The organism is Streptomyces sp. NPDC085937, from assembly GCF_044540535.1.
Classification (GTDB): domain Bacteria; phylum Actinomycetota; class Actinomycetes; order Streptomycetales; family Streptomycetaceae; genus Streptomyces.
Window position 1 is genome coordinate 36,430 of record NZ_JBITSH010000012.1, and the last position, 15,028, is coordinate 51,457.

The 15,028-nt window shown below is 73.1% G+C and carries 19 protein-coding genes; 6 read left to right on the forward strand and 13 right to left on the reverse strand.

Features of this window, described 5'->3' with window-relative positions; all coding sequences use genetic code 11:
* Positions 1-94 precede the first annotated feature (94 nt).
* The 5 genes from ACIF8S_RS24115 to hisI all read right to left on the reverse strand — a co-directional run bounded on the left by ACIF8S_RS24115 (position 95) and on the right by hisI (position 3,550).
* Positions 95-529 carry a DUF2752 domain-containing protein gene (locus tag ACIF8S_RS24115; RefSeq protein ID WP_400001633.1) on the reverse strand — a complete coding sequence of 145 codons (435 nt, stop codon included), beginning with the start codon at positions 527-529 and terminating at the stop codon, positions 95-97.
* A 71-nt stretch (positions 530-600) separates the two neighbouring features.
* Positions 601-852, reverse strand: a complete 252-nt coding sequence (locus tag ACIF8S_RS24120; protein WP_024882515.1) for an HGxxPAAW family protein — start codon at positions 850-852, stop codon at positions 601-603.
* Between the two features lie 115 nt (positions 853-967).
* Positions 968-1,609, reverse strand: coding sequence for a TIGR02234 family membrane protein (locus ACIF8S_RS24125; RefSeq protein ID WP_400001635.1), 642 nt, complete (start codon positions 1,607-1,609; stop codon positions 968-970).
* 49 nt (positions 1,610-1,658) lie between these two features.
* Complete coding sequence (locus ACIF8S_RS24130; protein WP_400001637.1) at positions 1,659-3,146, reverse strand: anthranilate synthase component I; 1,488 nt, start codon at positions 3,144-3,146, stop codon at positions 1,659-1,661.
* A gap of 11 nt (positions 3,147-3,157) precedes the next feature.
* Positions 3,158-3,550, reverse strand: coding sequence for a phosphoribosyl-AMP cyclohydrolase (gene hisI / locus ACIF8S_RS24135; protein WP_400001638.1), 393 nt, complete (start codon positions 3,548-3,550; stop codon positions 3,158-3,160).
* Positions 3,551-3,634: 84 nt separating this feature from the next.
* Here hisI and ACIF8S_RS24140 point away from each other — a divergent pair, with 84 nt between their 5' ends.
* Both ACIF8S_RS24140 and ACIF8S_RS24145 read left to right on the forward strand, forming a co-directional pair.
* Positions 3,635-4,270, forward strand: a complete 636-nt coding sequence (locus ACIF8S_RS24140; protein WP_349793637.1) for a TIGR03085 family metal-binding protein — start codon at positions 3,635-3,637, stop codon at positions 4,268-4,270.
* 23 nt (positions 4,271-4,293) lie between these two features.
* Complete coding sequence (locus ACIF8S_RS24145) at positions 4,294-4,692, forward strand: VOC family protein (protein WP_400001640.1); 399 nt, start codon at positions 4,294-4,296, stop codon at positions 4,690-4,692.
* Between the two features lie 3 nt (positions 4,693-4,695).
* Here ACIF8S_RS24145 and hisF read toward each other — a convergent pair whose 3' ends face one another.
* Genes hisF through hisD form a run of 8 tightly spaced genes read right to left on the reverse strand, consistent with a single transcriptional unit; the run spans position 4,696 to position 10,428 of the window.
* Positions 4,696-5,451 carry an imidazole glycerol phosphate synthase subunit HisF gene (gene hisF, locus ACIF8S_RS24150; protein ID WP_024882520.1) on the reverse strand — a complete coding sequence of 252 codons (756 nt, stop codon included), beginning with the start codon at positions 5,449-5,451 and terminating at the stop codon, positions 4,696-4,698.
* Positions 5,448-5,852 carry a Rid family hydrolase gene (locus ACIF8S_RS24155; RefSeq protein ID WP_400001641.1) on the reverse strand — a complete coding sequence of 135 codons (405 nt, stop codon included), beginning with the start codon at positions 5,850-5,852 and terminating at the stop codon, positions 5,448-5,450. Before ACIF8S_RS24155 ends, hisF begins: the two co-directional genes overlap by 4 nt.
* Before the next feature lie 16 nt (positions 5,853-5,868).
* Positions 5,869-6,591 (reverse strand): bifunctional 1-(5-phosphoribosyl)-5-((5-phosphoribosylamino)methylideneamino)imidazole-4-carboxamide isomerase/phosphoribosylanthranilate isomerase PriA, encoded by a 723-nt coding sequence (priA, locus tag ACIF8S_RS24160; RefSeq protein WP_349793630.1) that lies wholly within the window; start codon positions 6,589-6,591, stop codon positions 5,869-5,871.
* A 4-nt stretch (positions 6,592-6,595) separates the two neighbouring features.
* Positions 6,596-7,237 carry an imidazole glycerol phosphate synthase subunit HisH gene (hisH, locus tag ACIF8S_RS24165; RefSeq protein WP_400001643.1) on the reverse strand — a complete coding sequence of 214 codons (642 nt, stop codon included), beginning with the start codon at positions 7,235-7,237 and terminating at the stop codon, positions 6,596-6,598.
* Between the two features lie 4 nt (positions 7,238-7,241).
* A complete protein-coding gene (locus tag ACIF8S_RS24170; protein WP_024882524.1) occupies positions 7,242-7,400 on the reverse strand; it encodes a hypothetical protein in 159 nt (52 codons plus the stop codon).
* Between the two features lie 3 nt (positions 7,401-7,403).
* On the reverse strand, positions 7,404-7,997 hold the full coding sequence (gene hisB / locus ACIF8S_RS24175; RefSeq protein WP_400001645.1) for an imidazoleglycerol-phosphate dehydratase HisB: 594 nt from the start codon (positions 7,995-7,997) through the stop codon (positions 7,404-7,406).
* A complete protein-coding gene (locus ACIF8S_RS24180; protein WP_400001647.1) occupies positions 7,994-9,106 on the reverse strand; it encodes a histidinol-phosphate transaminase in 1,113 nt (370 codons plus the stop codon). Before ACIF8S_RS24180 ends, hisB begins: the two co-directional genes overlap by 4 nt.
* Positions 9,103-10,428 carry a histidinol dehydrogenase gene (hisD, locus tag ACIF8S_RS24185; RefSeq protein WP_400001649.1) on the reverse strand — a complete coding sequence of 442 codons (1,326 nt, stop codon included), beginning with the start codon at positions 10,426-10,428 and terminating at the stop codon, positions 9,103-9,105. The genes ACIF8S_RS24180 and hisD overlap by 4 nt, the downstream gene beginning before the upstream one ends.
* Before the next feature lie 192 nt (positions 10,429-10,620).
* On the opposite strand from hisD, the gene ACIF8S_RS24190 reads away from it, so the two are divergent.
* From ACIF8S_RS24190 to ybaK, 4 genes are all read left to right on the forward strand, one after another.
* On the forward strand, positions 10,621-12,198 hold the full coding sequence (locus ACIF8S_RS24190) for an oxidoreductase (RefSeq protein WP_400001651.1): 1,578 nt from the start codon (positions 10,621-10,623) through the stop codon (positions 12,196-12,198).
* A gap of 468 nt (positions 12,199-12,666) precedes the next feature.
* Complete coding sequence (locus tag ACIF8S_RS24195; protein WP_400001652.1) at positions 12,667-13,743, forward strand: hypothetical protein; 1,077 nt, start codon at positions 12,667-12,669, stop codon at positions 13,741-13,743.
* Between the two features lie 11 nt (positions 13,744-13,754).
* Positions 13,755-14,495: an LON peptidase substrate-binding domain-containing protein gene (locus ACIF8S_RS24200; RefSeq protein ID WP_400001653.1), complete on the forward strand. Its 741-nt coding sequence runs from the start codon at positions 13,755-13,757 to the stop codon at positions 14,493-14,495.
* A 22-nt stretch (positions 14,496-14,517) separates the two neighbouring features.
* Entirely contained in the window at positions 14,518-15,021 is a 504-nt protein-coding gene (ybaK, locus tag ACIF8S_RS24205; protein WP_400001654.1) for a Cys-tRNA(Pro) deacylase, read from the forward strand.
* Positions 15,022-15,028: the final 7 nt, after the last annotated feature.

Sequence of the window (15,028 nt, forward strand, 5' to 3'; positions counted from 1 at the left end):
GGGCTTGGCTGGTCCCTGCGATGGTATCCGGAGCAGGGCGAATGCCCCGCATCCGGCCGAGGCGCGGTCCAGTACCTGGACGATCACCGCTCGTTCAGGGGTGCAGCCAGCCGCCGAACGGCGTGTTCCGGACCACCGTGAAGACCAGCAGCAACGCACCCGCCGACCACACCAGCGCGGGGGGCGGGTCGAGCCGGAAGGGCCTGCCGCGCGCCGTCCGCACCACCCAGACGGTCCACAGCAGGGCGAAGGCCGCGTAGCCGAGGACGGCGGGGGCGTTGGCCTGGAGCGCGGTCAGGAGGTCGCCGTGGGCGACGGCGTGGGCGCTGCGCAGTCCGCCGCAGCCGGGGCAGTACAGGCCGGTGAGGTGCAGCAGCGGGCAGACCGGGTAGTGGCCGGGCTCGTTGGGGTCGACGGCGGCGACGTAGGCGAAGGCTCCGGCCACGGCGGCGAGCAGGCCGGCGGGGACGGCCAGCCGGGCCGCCGGGCCGGAGACCGCGTGCGGGCTGGGGGCGTTCACGGGGTGCATTCTCCCCCGGACGCGCCGCGGGGGCGGCACCGGCACACGCCGGCGGCCGCCCCCGTCGGGGTTCGCGGGGTTCAGCCCTGGGCGCGGGCCGGCTCGCGGTCGCCGGTCGTCTCGTGCACCGGGTGGTGGCTCTTCGGCTGGCCCATGCCCATGGCGCGCATGACGGCGCCGACGACGCCACCGAGGAGGACGACGCCCAGTCCGGCCCAGAAGCCCACGGGCTGGTCCATCACCATGAACGCGCCCGCGGCGCAGAAACCGATGAAGGCGATGATGACACCGGTCCAGGCGGCCGGGGTGTGACCGTGGCTGCTGCCCGCCATTGCTTGCTCCTCGTTGCCGTGTGCGTGGGTGAGCGGGACGCTCTTCCCCATTGTCCCGCACACACGGGACCGCCGTGCGCCGGGGGTCGGCCGTGAGGGCCTCGCGTGTCGGGCCCTAGGAGCCGGTGGGGTCCTCGCCGCGGTCGAGGGCCTTCCAGAGGTCCTCGGGGCGGTCCGGGTCGGCCGGTGCCGCCGCCCGGCGCGGACGGGGGGCGCCGCCGCGCTCGTAGCGCCCGGACATGGCGGGCCACAGCCGCCCGTAGCGGAGCGCGAGCAGACCGGCGACCAGCAGCAGCAGTCCGCCGACGGCGGCCACGTACGGCCAGGCGGTGTGCGAGAGGGCGCCGACGGTCGCCGACGTGTCCCCGGACGCCTCGGCGGCCTTCGCGTCGAGCGCCGAGGCGTCGGACGCCCCGAGCAGCGCGGCGGCGACGGTGCCGGCCCCGGAAAGGGCGAGCACCGCGGCGACGGCCAGCCGGCCGGTCCGGCGTACGGCGAAGACGGCGACGAGGGCGGCGAGCCCCACGACGGCGAGGGCGGCGGGCACGCCGGTGACGTCGCTGCCCTTGGCGGTCAGCGGGAACGCGCCGCCGGCCACCGTCGCGGTGCCTTCCGACCACTGCTGCCGGGTGGCGAGCAGGGCCACGGCCGCGCCCAGGGCGCCGCTCAGCAGGGCCACGGCGAGGCTGGTGCGGCCGGCCCGGGCGGGGCCGGCGGGCTCGGAACGAGGGGTAGGTACAGCAGTCACATGCACCACTATCGCCTGAACCCCGGCCGTTACGGCATCCGGGGTGGGGTGGCGGCCGTCACCCCAGCCGGTTCGCCGTGTGGACGGCGCGCAGCACCGCGGCCGCCTTGTTCCGGCACTCGGTGTCCTCGGCGACCGGGTCGGAGTCGGCCACGATCCCCGCGCCGGCCTGCACGTACGCGGTGCCGTCGCGCAGCAGGGCGGTGCGGATGGCGATGGCCGTGTCGGAGTCCCCGGCGAAGTCGAGGTAGCCGACGCAGCCGCCGTACAGACCGCGCCGGGAGGGTTCGAGTTCGTCGATGATCTGCAGGGCGCGGGGCTTGGGCGCGCCGGAGAGGGTGCCGGCCGGGAAGCAGGCGGTGAGCACGTCGAAGGCGGTGCGGTCCGGGGCGACCCGGCCGGTGACCGTGGAGACGATGTGCATCACGTGCGAGTAGCGCTCGACCGACATGAAGTCGACGACCTCGACGGAGCCGGGTTCGCAGACCCGCCCGAGGTCGTTGCGGCCGAGGTCGACGAGCATCAGGTGCTCGGCGCGCTCCTTGGGGTCGGCCAGCAGTTCGTCGGCGAGCGCCTGGTCCTCCTGGGGGGTGGCGCCGCGGTGCCGGGTGCCGGCGATGGGGTGGACCATGGCCTGCCCGTCCTCGACCTTCACCAGCGCCTCGGGGGACGACCCGGCCACGTCGAAGCCGTCGAACCGGAACAGGTACATGTACGGCGAGGGGTTGGTGGCCCGCAGCACCCGGTAGACGTCCAGGGCGCTCGCCGTGCAGGGCGTCTCGAAGCGCTGGGAGGGGACCACCTGGAAGGCCTCGCCCGCGCGGATGCGTTCCTTGACGTCCTCGACGGCCGCCTGGAAGTCGGGGCCGCCCCACAGGGCGGTGTACTCGGGCAGCTCGGACGGAGGCAGGACGGCCGGGGGCTGCGCCACCGCGCGAGTGAGGTCGGCCTCCATGGCGTCCAGGCGGGCGACGGCGTCGGCGTAGGCCTCGTCGACGCCGGTCTCCAGGTCGTTGTGGTTGATCGCGTTGGCGATCAGCCAGACCGAGCCCTCCCAGTGGTCCATCACGGCGAGGTCGCTGGTGAGCAGCATGGTCAGCTCGGGGAGCTTCAGGTCGTCCCGCTCACCGGGCCCGACCTTCTCCAGGCGGCGCACGATGTCGTAGCCGAGGTAACCGACCAGGCCGCCGGTGAAGGGCGGCAGGCCGAGGTCCTCGGCGAGGTCGCGCGGGGTGTGCAGGGTCCGCAGGGTGGCGCGCAGCGCGGCGAGCGGGTCGCCGTCGACGGGCACGCCGACCGGCGGGGTGCCCACCCAGTGGGCCTGCCCGTCGCGCTCGGTGAGGGTGGCGGCGGACCGCACGCCGACGAAGGAGTAGCGGGACCAGGACCTGCCGTTCTCGGCGGACTCCAGCAGGAAGGTGCCGGGCCGCTCGGCGGCGAGCTTGCGGTAGAGCGCGACCGGGGTGTCGCCGTCGGCGAGGAGCTTGCGGGTGACCGGGATGACCCGGCGGTCGGTGGCGAGCTTGCGGAACGTCTCGAGGTCCATGGCGGCAGACCCTACTGATCCGCGGCGGGCGCGCCGGTACCGGCGTCCTTCAGCAGCACGTCGGCGTCGAAGCAGGTGCGGTCGCCGGTGTGGCAGGCGGCGCCCACCTGGTCCACCTTGACCAGCAGCGTGTCCGCGTCGCAGTCCAGGGCGACCGACTTCACCCACTGGAAGTGCCCGGAGGTGTCGCCCTTGACCCAGTACTCCTGGCGGCTGCGCGACCAGTAGGTGCAGCGGCCGGTGGTGAGGGTGCGGTGCAGCGCCTCGTCGTCCATCCAGCCCAGCATCAGCACCTCTCCGGTGTCGTACTGCTGGGCGATCGCGGGAAGGAGGCCGTCGGGGGTGCGCTTGAGGCGCGCGGCGATCTCCGGGTCGAGGCGGCTGGGCCGGGGCTGGCTGGTCATGGGAACCATTGTGCCGCGCGCCCCCGGTCCCCCCGTGCCGTCGTCCACTGTCCGGACGTGACGGGCGGCCGTAGGCTGGCTGGCATGTCGACCCATGCCAAGCGTGAACGGCTTCTCCTGGCCGACCTGCTGGAGACCGCGGGGCCCGAGGCCCCCACCCTCTGCGAGGGCTGGACCACCCGGGACCTCGCCGCCCACGTGGTGGTGCGCGAGCGCCGCCCGGACGCGGCGGGCGGCCTGCTGGTGAAGCAGCTGGCGTCACGCCTGGAGCGGGTGACGGCGGAGTTCCTGGCGAAGCCGTACGACGAGCTGATCGGGCTGATCCGGACCGGCCCGCCGCGCTTCTCGCCGTTCTCGCTCAAGCAGGTCGACGAGATGTCGAACGTGATCGAGTTCTACGTGCACGCCGAGGACGTGCGCCGGGCCCAGCCGGACTGGACCCCGCGCGAGCTGGACCCGGTGTTCCAGGACGCCCTGTGGTCGCGGCTCGAGCGGTCGGCCCGGCTGATGGGCCGCGGGGTGCCGACCGGCCTGGTGCTGCGCCGCCCGGACGGCCAGACGGCGGTGGCCCGCCGTGGGACGCCGGTGGTGACGGTGACCGGACAGCCGTCCGAGCTGGTGATGTTCGCGTACGGCCGGCAGAGCGCGGCCAAGGTCGAGCTGGACGGCGACGAGAACGCGATCGCCGAGCTGCGTGCCACGAAACAGCTCGGCATCTGATCCGCTCCGGAAAGGCACAGCTCGTGATCAAGGTCGCCATGACGAGTGTGTACGTCGAGGACGTGGCGAAGGCGCACGCCTTCTACACGCGGGTCCTCGGCTTCGAGACCCGCACCCATGTGGACCCGGGCGGGGGCTCGCCGTTCGTCACCGTGGGGGCGCGCGACGGTGCCCAGCCCGAGCTGGAGCTGCTGCTCGAGCCGGGTGACGGGGCGATCGCGGAGCCCTACCGCCGCTCGGTGCGGGAGGCGGGGCTGCCGGCGATCGTGTTCTCGGTGGACGACCTCCGCGCGGAATTCGAGCGGCTGCGCGGGGAGGGCGTCCACTTCGTGCGGGACCCCGAGAAGCAGGGCCCGGTGCTGACCGCGCTCCTGGACGACACGGTCGGCAACCTGATCCAGCTCACCCAGAAGCTCGGCTGAGTCTCAGCGCACCGGGTGGCCGGCGTCCTTGAGGGTCTGCTTGACCTCGCCGATGCGCAGGTCGCCGAAGTGGAACACCGAGGCGGCCAGGACCGCGTCCGCGCCGGCGGCGACCGCGGGCGGGAAGTCGCCGAGCCGGCCCGCGCCGCCGGAGGCGATGACGGGCACGGTGACGTGCTTGCGGACGGCGGCGATCATCTCCAGGTCGTAGCCGTCCTTGGTGCCGTCGGCGTCCATGGAGTTGAGCAGGATCTCCCCGGCGCCCAGCTCGGCGGCGCGGTGCGCCCACTCCACGGCGTCGATGCCGGTGCCGCGGCGTCCGCCGTGCGTGGTGACCTCGAAGGTCCCGCCCTCGGTGCGCCGGGCGTCGACCGAGAGGACGAGCACCTGCCGGCCGAACCGCTCGGCGATCTCACGGATGAGGTCGGGGCGGGCGATGGCGGCCGTGTTGACGCCGACCTTGTCGGCACCGGCGCGCAGCAGCTTGTCGACGTCCTCGGCGGTGCGCACGCCGCCGCCCACGGTGAGCGGGATGAACACCTGCTCGGCGGTGCGGCGGACCACGTCGTAGGTGGTCTCGCGGTTGCCCGAGGAGGCGGTGATGTCGAGGAACGTCAGCTCGTCGGCGCCCTCGGCGTCGTACACCTTGGCCATCTCGACGGGGTCGCCCGCGTCGCGCAGGTTCTGGAAGTTGACGCCCTTGACGACCCGGCCGCCGTCCACGTCCAGGCAGGGGATGACTCGGACCGCCAGGGTCATGAATCCACGGCTCCTCTGAATGCTTCGAGTTCCACTGAGACCAGTACGCGCGAGTCGACGAAGCCCTCGACCACCAGCAGCGTGGTGACCGGGCGGACCGCGTCGAACAGTTCCTTGTGCGCGCGGCAGGCCGCGTCGACGTCCCGCGCGTGGGCGAGGTGCAGACGGGTGCGGACCACGGACCCGATGCCGAGCCCGAACTCCCCGATCGCCTCCAGGGCGCTGGTGAAGGCCACCTTGGCCTGTTCGTAGGGGTCGCCCTCGCCGTGGAGGACATCGCCCCGGAACGCGGTGGTGCCCGCCACCATGACGAGGTCGCCCGCCGCCACGGCGCGCGCGGATCCGAGGGTCTCCTCCCAGGGGTTCCCGCTCTGCACACGCCGTACGGCTTCGGATGTCATCGGGCTGTGTCCTTGTTCACGACGTGGCCTCCAGAGCCTCTTCCAGGGTGAACGCCTTGGCGTACAGGGCCTTGCCGACGATGGAGCCCTCGACACCGAGGGGGACCAGCTCGGCGATGGCGCGCAGGTCGTCGAGCGAGGACACCCCGCCGGAGGCGACCACCGGTCGGTCGGTGGCGGCACAGACGTTCCGCAGCAGCTCCAGGTTCGGGCCCTGCAGGGTGCCGTCCTTGGCGATGTCGGTGACGACGTAGCGGGCGCAGCCCTCCTTGTTGAGACGGTCCAGTGTCTCGTAGAGGTCGCCGCCGTCGCGGGTCCAGCCGCGGCCGCGCAGGGTGGTGCCGCGCACGTCGAGGCCGACGGCGATCTTGTCGCCGTGCTCGGCGATGACCTTGGCGACCCACTCGGGGGTCTCCAGGGCGGCGGTGCCCAGGTTGACGCGGGTGCAGCCGGTGGCGAGGGCGGCGGCGAGGGTGTCGTCGTCGCGGATGCCGCCGGACAGCTCCACCTTGATGTCCATCGCCCCGGTCACCTCCGCGATCAGCGCGCGGTTGTCGCCGGTGCCGAACGCGGCGTCCAGGTCGACCAGGTGCAGCCACTCGGCGCCGGAGCTCTGCCAGGCGAGCGCGGCCTCCAGCGGCGAGCCGTACGAGGTCTCCGTGCCGGACTCGCCGTGCACGAGGCGGACGGCCTGGCCGTCGCGGACGTCGACGGCGGGGAGCAGTTCGAGCTTGGCCATGTCTCTACAGGGTTCCGATCCAGTTGGTGAGGAGCTGGGCACCGGCGTCGCCGGACTTCTCGGGGTGGAACTGGGTGGCCCACAGGGCGCCGTTCTCCACGGCGGCCACGAAGGGCTTGCCGTGGGTGGTCCAGGTGACGAGCGGGGCGCGCATCGCGGGGTTCTCCACCTGGAGCGTCCAGTCGTGGACGGCGTAGGAGTGCACGAAGTAGAAACGCGCGTCCGCGTCCAGGCCGGCGAACAGCTCGGAGCCGGCCGGGGCGTCCACGGTGTTCCAGCCCATGTGGGGGACGACGTCGGCCTGGAGCGGTTCGACCGAGCCCGGCCACTCGTCGAGGCCCTCGGCCTCGACGCCGTGCTCGATGCCGCGGGCGAAGAGGATCTGCATGCCGACGCAGATGCCCATCACCGGGCGGCCGCCGGCGAGCCGGCGGTCGACGATCCAGTCGCCGCGGGCCTCCTTGAGGCCCTTCATGCAGGCGGCGAAGGCGCCGACGCCGGGCACCAGCAGGCCGTCGGCGTTCATCGCCGTGTCGAAGTCGCGCGTTATCTCGACGTCGGCCCCGGTGCGCGCGAGGGCGCGCTCGGCGGAGCGGACGTTGCCGAAGCCGTAGTCGAAGACCACGACCTTCTTGGTGGTGCTCAAGGGCTCACACCTCCAGTTGCAGCAGGCCCGTGAAGAGGCACAGCGCGGCGCCCACGGACATCAGCACGATCAGGCTCGCCGGCATCTTCTGCTTGACGAAGGAGATGATCCCGCCGACGAAGAACAGGCCGACGACGATCAGGACGGTGGACAGGCCGTTCATGATTTACAGGGCGCCCTTCGTGGAGGGCAGGATGCCTGCGGCGCGCGGGTCGCGCTCGGACGCGTAGCGCAGGGCCCGGGCGAGGGCCTTGAACTGGCACTCCACGATGTGGTGGGCGTTGCGCCCGTAGGGCACGTGCACGTGCAGCGCGATCTGCGCCTGGGCGACGAAGGACTCCAGGATGTGCCGGGTCATCGTCACGTCGTACTCGCCGATCATCGGCGCCATGTTCTCGGGCTCGGTGTGCACGAGGTAGGGGCGGCCGGACAGGTCGACGGTGACCTGGGCGAGGGACTCGTCCAGCGGGACCGTGCAGTTGCCGAAGCGGTAGATGCCCACCTTGTCGCCGAGCGCCTGCTTGAAGGCGGCGCCGAGCGCGAGGGCGGTGTCCTCGATGGTGTGGTGGGAGTCGATGTGCAGGTCGCCCTCGGTCTTGACGGTCAGGTCGAACAGACCGTGCCGGCCGAGCTGGTCGAGCATGTGGTCGTAGAAGCCGACCCCGGTGGCGATCTCCGTCTTTCCGGTCCCGTCGAGGTCGATCTCGACGAGGACGGACGTCTCCTTGGTCGTGCGTTCCACGCGTCCTACGCGGCTCATGTGCTCTGCTCCTTCTTGACTTCACGTACCGCGTCGAGGAACGCGTCGTTCTCCTCCGGGGTGCCGGCGGTGACCCGCAGCCATCCCGGTACGCCGTTGTCCCGGACCAGGACGCCCCGGTCGAGGATCTTCCGCCAGGTCTCGTGGGAGTCCGCGAACCGTCCGAACTGGACGAAGTTGGCGTCGGACTCGGTCACCTCGTAGCCGATGGCCCGCAGTTCGGCGACCAGGCGGTCCCGCTCGGTCTTCAGCTGCTCGACGTAGCCGAGCAGCGTGTCGGTGTGCTCCAGGGCGGCCAGCGCGGTCGCCTGGGTGATCGCCGACAGGTGGTACGGCAGCCGTACGAGCTGGACGGCGTCGACGACGGCCGGGTGCGCGGCGAGGTAGCCCAGGCGCAGGCCCGCCGCGCCGAACGCCTTCGACATGGTGCGGGAGACCACCAGGTTGGGGCGTCCGTCGAGGAGCGGGAGCAGCGAGTCGCCGTGGCTGAACTCGATGTACGCCTCGTCCACGACGACCATGGACGGCTTGGCCGCCTGGGCGGCCTCGTACAGCGCGAGGACCGTCCCGGCCGGGACCGCGTTGCCGGTGGGGTTGTTGGGGGTGGTGACGAAGACGACGTCCGGGCGGTGCTCCGCGATCGCCTTCTCGGCGGCGGGCACGTCGATGGTGAAGTCCTCGTGGCGCGGCCCGGAGATCCAGCCGGTGCCGGTGCCGCGCGAGATGAGTCCGTGCATCGAGTACGACGGTTCGAAACCGATCGCGGTGCGGCCGGGGCCGCCGAAGGTCTGCAGCAGCTGCTGGAGGACCTCGTTGGAGCCGTTGGCGGCCCACACGTTCTCCAGGGCGACCGGGTGGCCGGTCGTCCTGCTGAGGTATTCGGCCAGCCTGGTGCGCAGCTCGACCGCGTCCCGGTCGGGGTAGCGGTTGAGGTCCCGGGCGGCCTCGCGGACCCGCTCGGCGATCCGCTCGACCAGCGGCTCGGGCAGCGGGTAGGGGTTCTCGTTGGTGTTCAGCCGTACGGGGACGTCCAGCTGGGGCGCGCCGTAGGGGGACTTGCCGCGCAGCTCGTCCCGCACGGGGAGGTCGTCGATGCTCACGTCGCTCACTTGTTCTCGGGCACCTTCCAGCCGAACCTGGCCTTGATCGCCGCGCCGTGCGCGGGCAGGTCCTCCGCCTCCGCCAGCGTCACCACGGTGTGCGCGACCTCGGCCAGCGCGTCCTCCGTGTAGTCGACGACGTGGATGCCGCGCAGGAAGGACTGCACGGACAGGCCCGAGGAGTGGCAGGCGCAGCCGCCGGTGGGCAGCACGTGGTTGGATCCTGCCGCGTAGTCGCCGAGGGAGACCGGGGACCAGGGGCCGACGAAGATCGCGCCCGCGTTGCGCACCCGGTCGGCGACCGCGGCGGCGTCGGCGGTCTGGATCTCCAGGTGCTCGGCGCCGTAGGCGTCGACCACCCGCAGGCCCTCCTCGACGCCGTCGACCAGGACGATCGCGGACTGGCGGCCGGCGAGGGCCGGGGCGATCCGCTCGTCGACGTGCTTGCTGGCCTCGACCTGCGGCTTCAGTTCCTTCTCGACCGCGTCCGCGAGGTCCGGCGAGTCGGTGACCAGGACGGCGGCGGCCAGCGGGTCGTGCTCGGCCTGGCTGATCAGGTCGGAGGCGACGTGCACCGGGTCGGCCGTGGAGTCCGCGAGGATCGCGATCTCGGTCGGGCCGGCCTCGGCGTCGATGCCGATCTTCCCGGTGAAGTGGCGCTTGGCTGCGGCGACCCAGATGTTGCCGGGGCCGGTGACCATGTTGGCGGGCGGGCAGGACTCGGTGCCGTACGCGAACATCGCGACGGCGGTGGCGCCGCCGGCCGCGTACACCTCGTCGACGCCGAGCAGGGCGCAGGCGGCAAGGATGGTCGGGTGCGGCAGGCCGCCGAACTCGGCCTGCGCCGGGGAGGCGAGCGCGATCGACGGGACACCGGCTTCCTGGGCGGGTACCGCGTTCATAATCACGGAGGACGGGTAGACGGACCGGCCGCCGGGCGCGTACAGCCCGACGCGGTCGACCGGGACCCACTTCTCGGTGACCGTGCCGCCGGGCACGACCTGGGTGGTGTGGGTGGTGCGGCGCTGCGCGCGGTGGACGAGGCGGGCGCGCCGGATGGACTCCTCCAGGGCCGCGCGTACGGCCGGGTCGAGCTCCTCCAGCGCGCGCTTCAGCGCGTCGGCCGGGACCCTGACCTGCGCCAGCTTCACACCGTCGAAGCGCTCGGCGAAGTCGATCAGCGCCGCGTCGCCCCGATGACGCACGTCCTCGCAGATGGGCCGCACCTTCTCCAGGGCGGCCGCGACGTCGAAGTCGGCACGGGGCAGCAGGTCACGCAGGGCGGGGCCCTCGGGGAGGGCGTCGCCGCGCAGGTCGATTCGCGAGATCACGTGCTCAATTCTCTCAGACCCGTCGCGCGGGGCGTCCGCCTGTTCCAGTGGCTGATACGTCACCCTCCCGGTGACCGTCCGCGCTCGTTTTCGAGATCCTCTTCACTTTCCGTGTTCAACGCGTCACCGTACCGGGCATGAACGGCTGTACGAAGCGATGAACCGGTGAGTAATGAGGAGGAGGGGAGTGCCGTGGCCGACGGGGTGGGACCGCATGGCGGTGAGCCGCCGGAGGACCTGACCGCCGCGGAGGCCGGGATGTGGCAGGCCTTCCGCAACGGCAGCGTGTACGACCTGAGCAGCGGTGACACGGTGGTCGACGATCCGCACGGGGGACACCCCTGGGGGCCGGAGCGGACCGTGCGGGCCCGGGTCGTGTGCTGGCTGCTGCTGGACGGTCCGCCCGCGCTGGCCGGCCGGGTCTCCTCGCTGAAGCTGGTCGGGGTGCGCATCAGCGGCCCGCTGGACCTGGCGGGCGGCACCGTCGTGCCGTACGTGGAGATGCGCGGCTGCCGTTTCGAGCGGGACGTGCTGCTGCCGGAGGCCCGCTTCACCACCATGCGGATGGTGGACTGCTCCATACCCCGCCTGGAGGCCGCCCGGCTGCACACCGAGGGCGATCTGCATCTGCCGCGCTGCCGGTTCCTCGGCGGCATACGCCTGACCGACGCCCGGATCGGCACGGACCTCATGCTCAACCAGGCGGTCCTGCACCGGGACCGCAGCGGCCGTTCCCTGGCCGCGGACGGGATGAGCGTCGGCCAGGACCTCCAGGCAGAGATGCTGGAGTCGCACGGCGAGCTGAGCCTGCGCGGCGCCACCATCGGCGTGTCGCTGAGCCTGCGCGGCGCCCGGCTGGTCAACCCCTACACCCGGCTCGCGCTGAACGCGCCGCAGCTGACCGTGGAGCGCTCGCTGTACCTGACGCCGGCCGGGGTGGGCGCGCAGGCCCGCAGCGGCATGACCCCGGCGCGGGGCACACGCATCCAGCGGTTCGCGTGCGAGGGCGGGGTGCGGCTGGACGACGGGCGGTTCGGGGACGCGGTCGACTTCGAGGGGGCCTCGTTCTCCTTCACCGACGAGCAGGAGCTGTCGCTGCGCCGGGTGCAGACGCCGGAGCTGCGCTTCCTCGGGGAGCGGCCGCGGCGCGGCCGGGTGGTGCTGTCCGGCGCGAAGGTGGTCAACCTGATGGACCGGGCGGACAGCTGGCCCGGCCCGGGCCGCCTGCACATGGGCGGGTTCACCTACGAGAACCTGGTGCCGCGCGGCCCGTTCCCGCTGGCGCTGCGGCTGCGCTGGGTGGACGCGGCGAGCGCCGAGTACAACCCGGAGCCGTACGAGCGGCTGGCCGCCGTGCTGCGGGAGAGCGGGGCGGACGAGGACGCCCGCGAGGTGCTGCTCGCCAAGCAGCGCCGGCGCCGGGAGAGCCTGCCGCTCGCGGCCAAGCTGTGGGGGTACGCGCAGGACTGGACGGTCGCCTACGGGTACCGGCCGGGCCGGGCGGCGGTGTGGATGGCGGTGCTGTGGGCGGCCGGTTCGCTGGCCTTCGCGCGGGCGGACCATCCGCCGCTCAAGGCCGGGGAGCACCCAACCTGGAACCCGGCGCTGTTCGCGCTGGACCTGCTGCTGCCGGTGATCGACCTGGGGCAGGCGGGCTTCTGGCAGATGCGCGGCGGCTGGCAGTGGCTGTCGGCGGCGTTCATCCTGCTGGGCTGGATCCTGGCGACAACGGTCGCCGCCGGCGCCACCCGCACGCTGCGCCGCACGTGAGGTCTTGAAGGGCACGGGCAACGGCGCCCGAAGCAATCACCGGCGCCATAAGTCACCCCAGGGGCGCGGGGAACTGCGCAACGCCCAGGCCGCCCCGGACCCGGGACAACACCGCGACGCAAGCCCCCCAGGGGCGCGGGGAACTGCGCGACGTGCGCTTCCCCGGGCGCGAATCAACCACCGGCGACGCAAGTCACCCCAGGGGCGCGGGGAACTGCGCGACGTGTGCTTCCCCGGGGCGCGAATCAACCACCGGCGACGCAAGCCCCCCAGGGGCGCGGGGAACTGCGCGACGCCCAGGTGAGCCAGGGACCGCTCAACAACCGGAGATGTGTGCGACTGGTGAGGGCCATGAGTCCCGACACACCCACAGAGCCACCCGCTTTTTACCGTCCCTTGACCAACGACCGTACAACTTTAGGCAACTTCCGCGTGGGGTCTGGCGCGCCCGTGACCTGCGGTCTTTCAATGGTCAACACCATGGCTCTGCTGCACGCGTTCACCCGCACGTCCCGGGTGCGAGGAAAGCGGACGGGCACCACGCCCCCCGCCCCCGTCGTGCTGCCCGCCGACGACGAGGTGCTCCTCGACGTACCGGACGACGCCCTGGGCCGCGCGCTGGTGGGCGCCGCGGCCGGTGACCACGCCCCCGCCGCCGACCTGCTCGCCGCCACCCGGCACCGGGCCGCCTGGGAACACCGCGACCGTTACGTGCGCCGCCTCGCCTCCTTCGCCCGGTCGCGCCCCGAGTGGCTGGACACCTGGCGCGCCCGCGTCCCGCGCGACCCGGACGCGCTGCTGCTGGACGCGCAGCGGGCGGTGGACCGGGCCTGGGACTCGCCGGCCCGGACGGAGCTGCTGCGCGAGGTGAGCCCGCTGATCACCGCCGCCGCCCGGGCGGACCACCGCGACCCGGTGCCGTGGCGGCTGGCCCTGGACCACGCGCGCGGCGCGCGCGCCGGCCACACCTACTTCGAGGAGCTGTGGGAGGCGGCGGTGCGCCGCGCCCCGCACCACCACGGCTGCCATGTGGCGGCCCTGCGCTACCTGGCGTCCTCCTGGCACGGCTCGCACCGCGAGTGCTTCGACTTCGCGGACCTGGCCGCGCAGGACGCGCCGGAGGGCTCCCTCACCCAGGCCCTGCCGCTGCGGGCGGCGTACGGCTACCTGACCGACGGCTGCGGTCCCGCCGTCGGACAGGAACGGCTGGAAGCCGCCGCCGACCGGGCCGTCGTCCTGTCCGCCCGGCTGCCGGCGGGCCGGCCCTGGCCGGCCGAGGTGCGCAATCTGCTGACCTACGTCCTGGTCCGCCTGGAGCGCTGGCAGGACGCCCTGGAACAGCTGCGGCTGACCGGCCCGTACGCCACGTCGTTCCCCTGGGACCGGGACGGGGAGGACCCGCTCGGGCGGTTCCTGGAGGTGCGTCAGGACGTCCTCGGCGCGCTCGCGTCGGACGCCGCGACGGCCGGAACGCGAGGCCCCTCCCCCGCCTCCGGGCGTCCGGGCGGCGGACGGCGCGGACGGCCCGGCCCCGGCGGCCATTAGGCTTTTGCGTCGTGACCACCGTCCGGCTTCCGCTCTTCCCCCTGAACACGGTGCTGTTCCCGGGGCTCGTGCTCCCGCTCAACGTCTTCGAGGAGCGCTATCGCGCCATGATGCGTGAGCTGTTGAAGACCCCGGAGGACGAGCCACGGCGCTTCGCCGTGGTGGCGATCCGGGACGGCCACGAGGTGGCGCCGAGCGCCCCCGGCCTGCCCGACCCCACCGCCGTGCCCGACCGGGGCCCCACGGCCGGCTTCGGCGCCGACCCGCTCCGCGCCTTCCACAAGACAGGCTGCATCGCCGACGCGGCGACGGTCCGGGAGCGCCCCGACGGCACCTTCGAGGTGCTGGCGACCGGCACGACCCGGGTGCGGCTGCTGTCGGTCGACGCCTCGGGGCCGTTCCTCACGGCGGAGCTGGAGCCGCTGGAGGAGGACCCCGGCGAGGAGGCGGGGGCGCTGGCGGAGGGGGTGCTGCGGGCGTTCCGGCAGTACCAGAAGCGGCTGGCGGGGGCGCGGGAGCGGTCGCTGGCCACGGACACGGACCTGCCGGACGAGCCCAGCGTGGTCTCGTACCTGGTCGCCGCCGCGATGATGCTGGACACGCCGACCCGGCAGCGTCTGCTGCAGGCTCCGGACACCGCGTCCCGGCTGCGTGACGAGCTGAAACTCCTTCGCACCGAGACGGCGATCATCCGTAGTCTTCCGTCGTTGCCCGCGTCGGAGCTGACGCGGGCCCCGACGAGTCTCAACTGACGCTTGCGGAGCGACGACCGGCATGGCGAAGAAGTCCAAGAAGCAGCAGCAGTCCGGCGGGACGCCCGCCACGGTGGCGCTCACCGCCGCAGGGGTGCCCTTCACGGTGCACTCCTACGACCACGACCCCTCCCGTCCGAGCTACGGCGAGGAGGCGGCCGAGGCGATGGGCGTGTCACCCGACCGGGTCTTCAAGACGCTGGTGGCGGACGTGGACGGCACCCTCACGGTGGCGGTGGTGCCGGTGGCGGGCCAGCTGGACCTCAAGGCGCTGGCCTCGGCGGCCGGCGGCAAGCGGGCGGCGATGGCCGACCCGGCCCTGGCGGAGCGCACCACCGGGTACGTGCGGGGCGGGATCTCCCCGCTGGGCCAGCGCAAGAAGCTGCCGACGGTGCTGGACGCGTCGGCGGACCGCCACGAGACGATCTGCGTCTCGGCGGGCCGCCGCGGGCTGGAGGTCGAACTCGCCCCGGCCGACCTGGCAAAGCTGACCTCGGCGACCCTGGCCCCGATCGGCCGGGAGTAGTCCGCCG

Excerpts from the sequence above, each read along its gene's own strand:
- ACIF8S_RS24170 (WP_024882524.1), bottom strand. The coding sequence starts at position 7,400 with ATGAACGGCCTGTCCACCGTCCTGATCGTCGTCGGCCTGTTCTTCGTC.
- ACIF8S_RS24115 (WP_400001633.1), bottom strand. The coding sequence starts at position 529 with ATGCACCCCGTGAACGCCCCCAGCCCGCACGCGGTCTCCGGCCCGGCG.
- ACIF8S_RS24195 (WP_400001652.1), top strand. The coding sequence starts at position 12,667 with ATGGTCAACACCATGGCTCTGCTGCACGCGTTCACCCGCACGTCCCGG.
- ACIF8S_RS24155 (WP_400001641.1), bottom strand. The coding sequence starts at position 5,852 with ATGACATCCGAAGCCGTACGGCGTGTGCAGAGCGGGAACCCCTGGGAG.
- priA (WP_349793630.1), bottom strand. The coding sequence starts at position 6,591 with ATGGCCAAGCTCGAACTGCTCCCCGCCGTCGACGTCCGCGACGGCCAG.
- hisB (WP_400001645.1), bottom strand. The coding sequence starts at position 7,997 with ATGAGCCGCGTAGGACGCGTGGAACGCACGACCAAGGAGACGTCCGTC.
- ACIF8S_RS24120 (WP_024882515.1), bottom strand. The coding sequence starts at position 852 with ATGGCGGGCAGCAGCCACGGTCACACCCCGGCCGCCTGGACCGGTGTC.
- hisI (WP_400001638.1), bottom strand. The coding sequence starts at position 3,550 with ATGACCAGCCAGCCCCGGCCCAGCCGCCTCGACCCGGAGATCGCCGCG.
- ACIF8S_RS24140 (WP_349793637.1), top strand. The coding sequence starts at position 3,635 with ATGTCGACCCATGCCAAGCGTGAACGGCTTCTCCTGGCCGACCTGCTG.
- ybaK (WP_400001654.1), top strand. The coding sequence starts at position 14,518 with ATGGCGAAGAAGTCCAAGAAGCAGCAGCAGTCCGGCGGGACGCCCGCC.
- ACIF8S_RS24130 (WP_400001637.1), bottom strand. The coding sequence starts at position 3,146 with ATGGACCTCGAGACGTTCCGCAAGCTCGCCACCGACCGCCGGGTCATC.
- hisF (WP_024882520.1), bottom strand. The coding sequence starts at position 5,451 with ATGACCCTGGCGGTCCGAGTCATCCCCTGCCTGGACGTGGACGGCGGC.